Origin of the sequence: cyanobacterium endosymbiont of Epithemia turgida isolate EtSB Lake Yunoko (assembly GCF_000829235.1) — a bacterium.
Classification (GTDB): domain Bacteria; phylum Cyanobacteriota; class Cyanobacteriia; order Cyanobacteriales; family Microcystaceae; genus Rippkaea.
The window spans coordinates 2,337,870-2,349,538 of record NZ_AP012549.1 but is presented as its reverse complement, the minus strand read 5'-3'; the positions used below and the strand labels follow the sequence as shown (position 1 = coordinate 2,349,538).

The 11,669-nt window shown below is 30.8% G+C and carries 7 protein-coding genes and 2 pseudogenes; 2 read left to right on the top strand and 7 right to left on the bottom strand.

The window, feature by feature from the left end; all coding sequences use genetic code 11:
* Nucleotides 1-49 precede the first annotated feature (49 nt).
* Both ETSB_RS07330 and ETSB_RS07325 read right to left on the bottom strand, forming a co-directional pair.
* Nucleotides 50-1,207, bottom strand: a complete 1,158-nt coding sequence (locus ETSB_RS07330) for a tetratricopeptide repeat protein (RefSeq protein ID WP_044107184.1) — start codon at nt 1,205-1,207, stop codon at nt 50-52.
* Nucleotides 1,208-1,273: 66 nt separating this feature from the next.
* Nucleotides 1,274-2,027, bottom strand: a pseudogene (locus ETSB_RS07325) (cobalt-precorrin-4/precorrin-4 C(11)-methyltransferase).
* Between the two features lie 1,886 nt (nt 2,028-3,913).
* Here ETSB_RS07325 and ETSB_RS07320 point away from each other — a divergent pair.
* Entirely contained in the window at nt 3,914-4,297 is a 384-nt protein-coding gene (locus tag ETSB_RS07320) for a hypothetical protein (RefSeq protein ID WP_044107183.1), read from the top strand.
* A 2,113-nt stretch (nt 4,298-6,410) separates the two neighbouring features.
* Here ETSB_RS07320 and ETSB_RS07315 read toward each other — a convergent pair.
* Nucleotides 6,411-7,403: a ribonuclease III domain-containing protein gene (locus ETSB_RS07315; protein ID WP_044107181.1), complete on the bottom strand. Its 993-nt coding sequence runs from the start codon at nt 7,401-7,403 to the stop codon at nt 6,411-6,413.
* A gap of 191 nt (nt 7,404-7,594) precedes the next feature.
* Here ETSB_RS07315 and ETSB_RS07310 point away from each other — a divergent pair, with 191 nt between their 5' ends.
* The gene (locus ETSB_RS07310) at nt 7,595-8,584 is read left to right on the top strand and encodes a GntR family transcriptional regulator (RefSeq protein ID WP_044107180.1); all 990 of its coding nucleotides are present in this window, start codon (nt 7,595-7,597) and stop codon (nt 8,582-8,584) included.
* Between the two features lie 548 nt (nt 8,585-9,132).
* Here the strand turns inward: ETSB_RS07310 and ETSB_RS07305 are convergent.
* The 4 genes and pseudogenes from ETSB_RS07305 to ETSB_RS10360 all read right to left on the bottom strand — a co-directional run bounded on the left by ETSB_RS07305 (nt 9,133) and on the right by ETSB_RS10360 (nt 11,540).
* The gene (locus tag ETSB_RS07305) at nt 9,133-9,705 is read right to left on the bottom strand and encodes a hypothetical protein (protein WP_044107179.1); all 573 of its coding nucleotides are present in this window, start codon (nt 9,703-9,705) and stop codon (nt 9,133-9,135) included.
* A gap of 207 nt (nt 9,706-9,912) precedes the next feature.
* A complete protein-coding gene (locus ETSB_RS07300) occupies nt 9,913-10,701 on the bottom strand; it encodes an ABC transporter permease (protein WP_044107177.1) in 789 nt (262 codons plus the stop codon).
* Nucleotides 10,702-10,990: 289 nt separating this feature from the next.
* Nucleotides 10,991-11,285: pseudogene (locus tag ETSB_RS07295) on the bottom strand (ribulose bisphosphate carboxylase small subunit).
* A gap of 117 nt (nt 11,286-11,402) precedes the next feature.
* Nucleotides 11,403-11,540 carry a chaperonin family protein RbcX gene (locus ETSB_RS10360; protein ID WP_232509923.1) on the bottom strand — a complete coding sequence of 46 codons (138 nt, stop codon included), beginning with the start codon at nt 11,538-11,540 and terminating at the stop codon, nt 11,403-11,405.
* Between the last annotated feature and the right edge of the window lie 129 nt (nt 11,541-11,669).

Below are 11,669 nucleotides of genomic sequence, written 5' to 3'. Positions count from 1 at the left end.
GTCATCATAACCTGTTCTGACAAACATTCATAGATTTAAATATCAACTATTAACTCTCCTCAGATAATTCATTAAGCCTAGATTGAGCTAGCCTAAAACTGGGTTCAATTTCTAATGCTTTACGGTAACTAGTGATCGCCTCTTTTATTTTGCCTAATTTATCCAAGGCACTACCACGATTGTACCAACCTTGATAGTAGTTTGGCTGTAATTTTAAACCTTTATCCCAACAGGTGATTGCTTTTTCCCATTGTTCTAGTCTGTATAGAGCATTTCCTTTAGAATTCCAAGCTTCAAGATCGTCAGCATTGAGAACAATTGCCCGATCAAAACTGTTGATTGCCTCATGTAATCGGCCTAAATTGCTCAAAGCGCTGCCGCGATTATGCCATCCTTGAGAGAGGAAAGGATTAATTTCTAAAGCTTTATCCCAACTAGCGATGGCCCCTTCTAAATCCCCTTGATTAGCTTGTTGCAATCCTTGATTAAACCATTCTTGTTCTGTTTGAGGAGAGTTAATTTGTTTAGGCTTAGCGGCTTCGTTTTGAAACCGCTCAAGTAAGGTCTCAATTAGTTGTTCAGGATTATTCGATTCCATTCCCAGTTGAGGAGCGAGTTGTTTGGCTAAGGTTGGATCTTGCTGTAAACGCTCACGCAATTCTTCTATAGTTAAGGTTCGAGTGACTTCCTCAGGGAAGTCAGTTCGGAAATAAGAACTATTGTCCTGGGAAGCATCTTTTGAGATAATTTGCTCATCGATATCAGGGCCTTCGTATTCCCAAATTCCACTTTCTGCTTCTTGTCCATAGATTTTTCGTCCAATCTCATAAGACTTTTTGCCAATCATTTCGGTTTCTCGAAAAGATTGGCCCAACTCTCCTAAACGCATCATCCTGGCGGCTAATTGTAGATTAGGGGCTGAAGATGCTATAGCTTTGTCCCCAAAGCGTTCTAACCAAGCCACCCAGGATTTTGATTTTCCTCGTCTTCCCAAATCTTCAAAATATTTTAGAACCCGCCCTTCGTGCCAGCCGTGAGCAATACCTTCTAATAACTGGCTAAACAAAAACTCGTAATCCGTATCTGTCAGAGGACGATTGGACTCTTGCGAGTTGCTATCAATACTGATATTGGATGATCGTTTTTCAAAAAGCTGTCCAAAGAATTGTTGAATCCACTGCCAGATGCGTTTGAGTAAACCCTGCATGGTAATCTTTGCTATCAACGATTATAAAGATTTTTGTTGCACCCTTCATTTTAATACTATTTTTCTCTATATTTGTGGACTAAATAAGTGTGAATGTTGAGGATGATAAAGACGATATCGACTTGAAACACTAGGGTTTAATGCTGGACTAATTAGACAAAGGGTAGTTCGGATTCACTTTTCTTCCCGCGTAACTTGTGCCATTTTTTCTAGAGGAACCAAGCAAATTTTCTCGTCTGTCCATCCACACCCAATAGGAAAACACACTGCTATGGGGGTATTAGAGGGATAATGGTCTAGTTTTCTTGGGCTGTTTCGATGTGACGAGCAGACAAATATAAGCATAAACTGGCTAATTCTTCAGCTTCAGGAACGGCTGAGACACAACCACTAATACGGGTTAAGATGATAGTCTGTACTAGATCAGGGATAGTTAATTCTGTCCCTAACTTAGCGGCTACTGCTTGAAAGGCACTAATTCCAAGGATTAATTTGAAAGGAATGTTTTTTCTGCTCAAGTCCGTATTTGTTCATGAATGGCACTATAAATAGTTACATCCCCAGAATACAGACGAACGACGGCATAATTATTCTTTAGCTGTTGTTGAGTCAAGGTCATGATTTCCTCTAGAGTTTTGCTACCTGTAGAGATTAATTGAGGATCAGGACGCACATCTTGTAAAATTTGTTTAGTGATTAGGGAGTCTGCGTAGAAGATAACATCAGCTTGAGTAATAATTTTATGTGCTTTGAGAGTTAATAAGTTTGGATCACCCGGTCCGGCACCAATAAAGTAGACAGCAAGCTTGAGAAAAGTAATTGCAAATCAATTGTTATAGATTATTGATTAATGGAGTTAGAACCTCAAGTCTACAGCATTACTGAATCTTCAAGAACAAGATCAGATAACTTTAGATGAGGCGTGTAACTACCGAGCGCGTAATTTTTTGCTGCAGACAAAAGTATAATATCTCGCTTTCTTCTAGAATTAGAATACCAAGCTTCTGGGAATTAAAGAATCAATTCGGGTTGTAGAAAACAATGCTGTTGACCCAACTAAATTTAATAAATATAGTTTATAACTCTGACCCATATCTACTTCAAATAGTCTATGGAAGTAAAGGAAAACAATTTAATTTATTGAGCAATTTTATGAAGAAAACTTTGACTATATCCAGATAAATATTTAATATTAAATAATTCTTAACCATTAAGTAAGATAACTGTTTATATATTATTTCTATAATAGTACAAATACTCTAGTTTTCACTAATATTTTAAATGAGATATCTCAAAATTCTTGGTCATTTCATTATAAAAAAATAATACTTTTCAGCTTTATATATCTATATATTTTCTTTTTATGTGTATTATTTAATAGTTTTACTAGTAGGTATTTTCCATGAATTTCTACTATATTTAAACATAAATCTTATGCTTTTGTTCTTGTCCCTAGGAAAATAATTTGGTTTTGAGTTAACTTTGATAGTGTTTAGTATTCTGATTATGTTAGTTAAATCTTTAGGCAGACTGGTATCTAATACTTGCTTTTTATAAATATTTTTTTCTCTTATACTTATTTAAGTCTACCTAGTTAGAAATATTATTAAACTAACTAATCACAATTTTGGTTGCTACAAGATAAACAAAGTAACAGTAAAAAATTTTTTTTCTACTGACTCTGGAAATTACTTAAATATTTTCTCATATTCCTTCAACCAAAGTTCTAATAGTGGAGAGTTTAATTCTAGTTCTTCTAGAAGTGTTACTTCTAACTTTATCGCTCAGATAAAATCGCTCATAAATTCGAGCTTAATCTGATAGAGGAACTTCCTTACCGTAGTCGTATGCTTGTAACTTTGCGGTTTTTTGGACCTGATACTGATAGAGTTTAAGACTAATAAGGTCGTTACACCCGGAGTATTCTACTGAATTATCAATTATATTGAGGATAATTTATTTGATACGATTACTGTTTGTTTTAATAACAAGGGGAATTAATGGAATCTAACAATCAATGGTTGAGAAATATTACTAACTAAGCGATGTCGATATTCCCAAACATCAGATGAACGAAGAAGCATTTGATTAAAAACATAATCTGATTATCAATGGTATCCTAAACTGCATACATTTTACCTAAGTTAGTTACCTAAATAATTAACGATGTGATACACATTAATCAGTGATGTCTATTAACTAATGTTAAATTTCAGTTGGAGAAGAACATTAGTCATGGAGACTGAATTGGTTTATTTCATCCCCATTAAAAATGGGGATGATTGGGCAATAATAGTTCCTCGATGTTTGTTAAACAGTAAGATTCTCTTCCTGTTTTTTTATAGATCTATTTCTAGAGACATCATATCGCTGCATATTTTTACTCCATTAGAAAACCACCCCGTAATATGGTGAAATAGTAAATATTATATTTATGTGTGATAATCATAATCTTTTGTATTGACAAATTAATACGGAGGTTGGTTGAGTTTTGAGTTTAAAGTAACGTACCACAGAATAAAAAAACTTAATTTATGAGGACAAACAGATAATCTAATAATGGACTTGTTATTTTTTCTAAACCTAAGTTAAATACTTAATGATGAAATTGTGAGTTTTTTCTAAATGTTACCATGACTAATTTTCAGGAAAATCGTTAAGATTAGCAGTGAGATTTATCATTCCCTTGTAGATTAGGAAAAAACAATGACAGAACCCTTTAAATTTAGTAATGGTCGGCAGGCTAATAATGTGGAAGATTTAATTAAAATCTGTGAAGATTATCCCCAGGAGGGAATTAATTACTTAAACCGAGGAGACTTAGAAAACTGGCTAACTTATATTGGGGAAGTGAATTTTTCTCAAAAGGCTAAACAAGCTAGAGAAGCTTCTGTATCTAATGAAGAGAAGTTAAGGCAGTTTTTGGTAACAGTTCAAAGAAAATCAGAACTGGTTCCCATCGAACCTCCTAAAAATACTTCGGCGCAGCTAACTGACGAACATACTTCAACTTCAGAACCGGAATCTACTTATCCCCTAGTTAAATGGTTTAAAAATCTAGTTAAATGGTTTAAAAACATATTTAAGTAGACAAAAAAAATATTAACAACCAGTTCATATCCTTTAAGTGTCATTAAAAATGAACATAAAGCCTGACCAGTTGTAGCTGTTGAGACAAGGAAAAAATTACATATTAATCTGTGCTTTTCATCCTTGTCTTTTTATTCCGGCTAAATTCGGTACATATAGTCATTAATATTAACGTCTTAAAAACACTAATTAAAAATTATTTATAATATAGTTTATTTGTTATTAGGAATCCTAAATTAGGACAATAAAAGTCTATCTGATTTTTATTATACTAATTGTAGTAGATTTGTTTTTATTATCCTAGTAAAACTTTAGCTTGACGACAAGTTATAAAAAGAAAGGAAAGCAGAAACTCTATGCTAATTAATTTTTTAGTTTATTTTAGGCCAAATAGATGATTGTAAGTCTATGTCTGAATTTACATGAAATTTAATTAATGAATTATTTAGAGATTGGAGCCTATAACTAAATAACTTTTTATAAAATGTTATCAATAAAGACTTCATTTAATTACTCATAATCAACATCATAAACTAAAGGTTGGTAAAAATTATTAACAATATTTAATTGAGTCAGTGTTTTTGCATTAAAATAATTACAAATAACTTATAATATATTTAAGACTAAAAAATTTTTTAAAAAAATGGTTTAATTTTTGTTATTTGACTGATAGTTTATTACTATTTGCCTTAAAAATTTCATCTCAATTTTAGGTAAAAAGTCAAACTATCTTTGTTGTTAGTAGTTACTGTTTCGTATAATTGTCAGCTTTGTCATATTTTTACTTTAATTTTAATTATTTAAATTATGATTTTAACTTTGTCAAACTAATATTTTATAATTGTAGCAATACTATAAGTTGCTCTTGAAAATTATTATTAATAATTATGTTTTTGCGATAAATTTTACACAAATAGCAATACTTATAACTCTAAAAAAAGCGATAATAAAAAATCCTATAGATTAGAATTTATTTACTCAAATTAACCAAGAAAACACAACTTAAATGACTAAATTAAAATTAGTTTTCTTCTGGGGATATAATTTTCTAGGTAATCTGTAAATATATTTCAGTCATAATGAAATATATTTTTTCAAAAATTCAAGTAATGTCACTTATATCCTAGTATAAAGAATAAAAAAAAATCTAAAGTATATACAGATAAAATTATCTATAAAGATAGGTATAAACTAAATTTTCTGATTTTTGAAATAATTCATATGGCTTAACCTACTTTATACCTATAAATTTAATACATTCTTGGTTAAAAATAGTATCATATTTATATATTTTATACCTTATGAACCGTCCACAATTATATTTTTGATTTACAAAATTATTTTTATCTTAAATCCTTTTATTTTTTTTTGACATACTTAATTAATTTTAAGAGTCATTAAATGTTAACTTTTATCGAAAAATAACTTTAGATTAAATAGCTAATTTTGCTCAAGATATAAGAAAAATTAGAAAAAATAAACCAATTAGTTGTTGATATATATAAAATATATATCAACAACTAATATAGATGTTTGAATTGTCTTTACACCTAAAATAAGTCCCGATTTTTTAAAAAATACAACAATGATGATTGCTAATATTAAGTAAGTAAAAATAATATATAAATTTAATAAAACTGCAATTATCAAAAAAATTATATCTCCTTAAACTAAATTTAAACTAATCTACTAATGACAGTAATTATAGTTATTTTTATGACTATATATTGCTCAATGTTTAAATCTAGCAATAAGTACTTGACACAGCAATCAACAATAATTTAAAAGCTAAGATAAATATTTGTAATATAGCAAAGTTATAAAAAAATTAAAGTTTAATAAAATAGTCCAAATAGTTACAAATATTTGAGTTATCCGAAAAAAATAAATTTTTAGCAAAATATATCATTTTTTTAACGGAAGTTACTATTATTATGTCTAATAAGTGATCGCCGTCAATATAAATCACTCTTGTAGTGAGCTATTTTTCTATAGATAACATTCAAGTTAGAGTCGTCTTTACCCCAAATTTATAACAAATGAGTTTTTTATTCATATTTAGAACTCGACTTGATTTCCAGCAATATAAATATCAAATTTTTTAGTTATTCTATTAGTAGTGATCATCTATTATTATTCCATTATCGATTTTTGAAGATTTAATTAGTTCATGAAAACGTTCACGACCTTTGTCATAATATTTACTTTCATATCCCATTACCTGACGAATAATCCATTTTTGAGTGACCCCATCCTTGATGAGTAAAATAATTAATTCACGCCAAATTTCGTCTTCATCAATACATCTATTAAACCACCAATTACCTGTTTCTCGAAAGCTTATTTTACTGTTTTGCTGATCAAAGTGAAGATAGATAGCAGCTAACAAGCTAGTAAATGATTTTTTATCTATGTTTTCGTTTTCAGTATCAATGATTGTCCAATCTTCTGGAGTCAGTTGATTAATGTAGTTATTTTGTTGTTCCTTAATGACTAACTTTTTGGTAATTTTACTTAAAAAACAAGGATTAACATAAGGAAAAAGTCGATACAAATAGTCAGCAACTATTGCCTTAAATAGAGCATCTCCTAAAAATTGAAGTTGTTTCTTGGGCTCTAATCTGTGTTTAATGTTTTTTAAGTGACGGGCTAATAATGGAGCGATTAACTGTTTTTGAACCCAATTATAGGTCTGAGACAAACCTCTGTCAAGATGTATGGCTCCTACTAATGCTTTGAGAGCTTTTTCAAAAGGATTATTCGGCTTAATACGGAGGTGATATCGTTCATCTTTTATAGCCAAAAAAGGGAAGCCTTCTCCTAACCCTAATTTAAACCAAAGGTCAGTTAACTTTTCTTTTTCTTCTAATTTATTACGCAAAGTAATTAGTTTGCTTACTGCTAGATAAGAACAGTTTTGATAGAGATAATTTGTAATAATAAACTCCAGAATTTTTTCCCCTAAATATTCTAGCCGCTCATTGTTATTTTCAGATCGGTTGATTTGTTGAGCATAAGACGGATGAATCAGAGACTCAAAAAGAAGATCACTATTTTTGAAGTGAACACCAATTTTATCTTCGAGGTAAGCAGGTTTCCAGTCCATATTTGATAGTATCCAAACTCATTTTTATTTTCTAAGATTCTAATATAATTCTAAATATATATACATATATACATATATATATGTAATGTTAGCCTTTATATTCCGTTAATAATATTTCCGCGGAACTGTTCACGATAAAATAACATCTAAAGTCTTGCTGTCTTGTTGACTTTTACCTCGACTTGGTTGACATGCTTCAATTTCAAATACAGTCTGATAGTGATATACCCTCTTCTAAGCAGTTATTTGACCAAATTCGCTTTTCTATTGCTTCTCGTCAATACCCTCCGGGCCATCGCTTACCCAGTACGCGACAATTAGCTACTATCACAGGACTTCATCGCAACACAATTAGTAAAGTCTATCAACAATTGGAGGAAGCTAGTCTAGTAGAATCTATTGCTGGCTCAGGTATCTACGTTAAGGTTCAAGGAAATGAAGGGGGAACACTCCCTGCTTTTCCTGTATTTGATCAATATCCTGAAGCTAGTCAGTTAGTTCAAAAAAGCCTTGATGAGTTGTTGTGGCAAGGATTAACAATTTCTCAGGTTAAGGAATTATTTCTAGCAGCTCTTGATTGGCGTTTACGTTGTAGTGCGCAGGTATTGGTCACAGTTCCTACTAAAGATTTAGGAGCAGGGGAGTTGATATTACAAGAACTAGAAAAAGCTTTAGCGATTCCCGTACAATTAGTTCCTCTCGAAGAATTAGCTCAGGTTCTAATTGAAACTAAATCAGGAACCGTAGTTACAAGTAGCTATTTTTTTGCTGATGCCGAATCTATTGCGTCTCCGTTTGCCATCCGGGTTATCCCTCTAAATATTTATGATTACAGTCAAGAACTAACTATTATTAAGGATTTGCCTTTAGACACCCGTTTAGGGATTGTTAGTCTCAGTCCAGGGATATTAACTGTAGCAGAAATCCTTATTCATAGCTTGCGGGGAGATGATTTATTATTAATTTCAGCTCAGGCAAGCGACCATGTTAAACTTAGGGGATTAGTTCGTTCAGCCCAAACAATTATTAGTGATCCCGCTAGTTATCCTATTGTTAAACAAGCTATTCGAGCTATTAGAGATGACATCATTCGTCCCCCTCATGTCATTTGTTCTGAAAATTACATTGGAGATAAATCAATTCAGTTACTCAAACTGGAATTAGGATTAGGGAAGGAATAATTAATGCTTACTAACTATATTGATTAGGACACGTAGTGATCAAATTTGTATATATTGAGAATTGTTAAATATTTTAGGAGGTTATAAATATCACGACGGTGTTGATTATGGTGATGATACTGTTATCCAGTATTACAAATTTAGTGAGACTATAGAACGAGCATCATTGCTAACATTTACTAATAAAATCAGGTTTGTACGAGAGAGTATACTTATGAGTTTTGTGTTGATATTAATGTGATTATCCGTCAAGCAGAAACTCATTTAAGTGAAAAGAATATAATTTTTTGTTTAACAAGTTTAAATATTTTGCTACTTGGCTTTGAATAGGGATTAATTGTAGTGTTTAAACTAAAAACTTCGTTCCTTTTAATCAAAAAATAGTGATATTTGTCAACTTGATACAAATTTTAAAAAAAGCTAATCATAAAAACACTCAACAGTTACTATGAGAAGTTTGAGAAGATATTTAAATAGTTTGAGAAGATAATTAGATTCAGTTAGCTATAATAATAAAAAACGTTTTAAAAAATATCTTAACATAGAATTCAATGAAGACAATTAACCCATAGGGGAAGACTTCCTTTTGTGATCGCTTTAGCGCAAGCTGAATATCTATTAACAATTGAACAAGATTGACTTTTACTATTATCAATCCAATTTTGAATTTTTTTAAAATTTGTTTGTTGGTAATCTTTTATTAACATAAGTTTAATAAAAGCGTGATTTATCAGCTTAACACTATTAAGATATGACCAGCCTATTATCAGTAAATAATCTTGGCGATAGTGATCCATTATTTGGTAGATTACAACTCCTTTATTTTTTCCAAGGGAATCTTTTCTGACATCAAAGGTAACTAACTCTCCAGGATTTATATGCTGTGGTATTTGATAAGTTCCTGTCTGTCCATTCCAAGATTTACTTTCTTTGAAAAAGAGGTTTTCTGAGCTACTGTTTTCAATAATAATAGTTATTATATTATGCTTAAATTTTTGAGTGTTTTGACGATGAGTTATATTTGTTTGTTGCTTTTTGAAGCAAAACAAATCAGACAAAATTAATGAAGGAGATAAATTTTTAATTTGAGGAAAACGTATGACTTCATTTTTGTTCCACATTTGTCTTAGATCCTCAATATTTTTTCTACTTCGAGAATATTAAAATTTGCAGGAGATATTCAATCTCTTAAAACATAGAAAAATATCTTATCTACTGATGATCAAACTTAAATTGTTAGAGTAAATTTAGGTAAAAAAATCTAAAATAGGTAGATTATGCTAAATTTATGGTATGTAATTGAACCTATAATTTAGCAATATCTTCAATCAGCCTCCCATTCCGGAATATTGTTTTGTTCCCTGTCGCCATAACCAACGATTAACAACAAAAAAGATAATACACCATCCCATCATAATCAATAAACCATTAATAATATTCACAGGTAATGCCATTAATAAGGCTGCTGGGAAATAAGCAGTATAGGCAATAGGAGTCCACATAACTATCTCACGAACTCCATCAGGGAATATATCTAAAGGAGCTGTCATTCCTGAAAGAAAAACATAAGCTAAATTCCAAAACTGTTGAATAGCACTGGCTCTTTCTGTCCAAAAAGTGAACATAGCGAAAGTATATTGAATTAAAAAATTTAGGAAAAATGCAGCAATTATGACTACAAAGCTTAACAGAAAATGAAAGAAATCAGGTATCCAAAAAGCTTGAGGATATAACAAAAAAAATAAAATGGTGAAAAAGATAACTGAAGGCAGTCGGGCAATTTTTTCTGCAATATGTCTTGCTACATGATGCCAACCTGGATCAAGGGGATGCAACAATTTAAAAGATAGTCTACCCTCCAAAACTTCCTTCTCAAAATCCCAAACCACCCAAACATTAGTAAATTGTCTTATTTGAAAAATGCAAAAAAAATAACGAGCAAATTCAACTGGACTTAGTCTTAACTCATTTTGCGTAGCTGCTTCTATCCAAACTCCCATCAAAATAATAGGCAATGATCCTGACAAAATCCAAAAAAATATTTCAGCACGATACTCCATCATATAAGCATAGTAAACCGATAGAAAAGTAATTGTTTTTTTAATTATCCAGTACATTAGTTAGTCTCACTTAAAGTTAATTAACAAACAATTGTGTTAGTATTTATTTAAACAATAAGATCACAATTTTTTTCTTTTTTTAGACTTGTTGAGTTATTAGTTTTGATTAAAATACAATTGTTTCTAACGGCTACTCTTCTTACACAAAAGATAAAAATTTAGAACAAATTTACTATTTAAGTAGGTAGGCTCTGAGACATCAACTGAAAAGGTATTTCAAGTTAGTTTCAAAAAATTAATATCCATGAGTGTTGGGCTTATGAACAATAAGGCTTATGATTTAACATTATTTGATATTGTCAAAAGCAATCATAAGAATATAGGAATTGGGATACTCAGAACTACATTTACGGACTTCTGCTCACACTTCCTCGGCGTAAGAAGCACTAAATAAAGCTAAACAAAGACAACTTCCACATTGTCCATAAATAGGTTCTAGGATCAGGATTTTATTCAAACTCAACTCCAGCAATAAACCCTTGATCTAACATATTCTCAATTTGCTTGGTAATTTGTTGATCAGTTAATGGAGGTAGGTAAAAAAAGGTTTCGTAACGACGCTCTTTAGGTAAAGTTTTCATGGTTTATCTATTTTGTTCAATTAACTATTTTAAGGATTATTTGAGTCATCTATCTTCAAACTCAGAGATTTCTGGATTATGGTTATCAATTACTGCTTGGAACTGAATCAGTTGTGTTCATAACTGACGATGGTGTTTCATATTTGCCTGACTAATTCCATCCATTACCATCTTTGGTAAAAATTCCAGTGCCATTTTTAGCAGATGCCATAGTATTGACATAATCGGCAATACTAATTCTTTATTTTGAGCTATTAACTCCTCTAAATATACTTCTCCCTTTTTTATATTATGGGATGACTTATATTGAGTCAGCTAAAGAACCTGAGTTGGTTTAGTTTCGGATAACTGATTGATAATGAATAGGACAAACTGTTTAGTGAG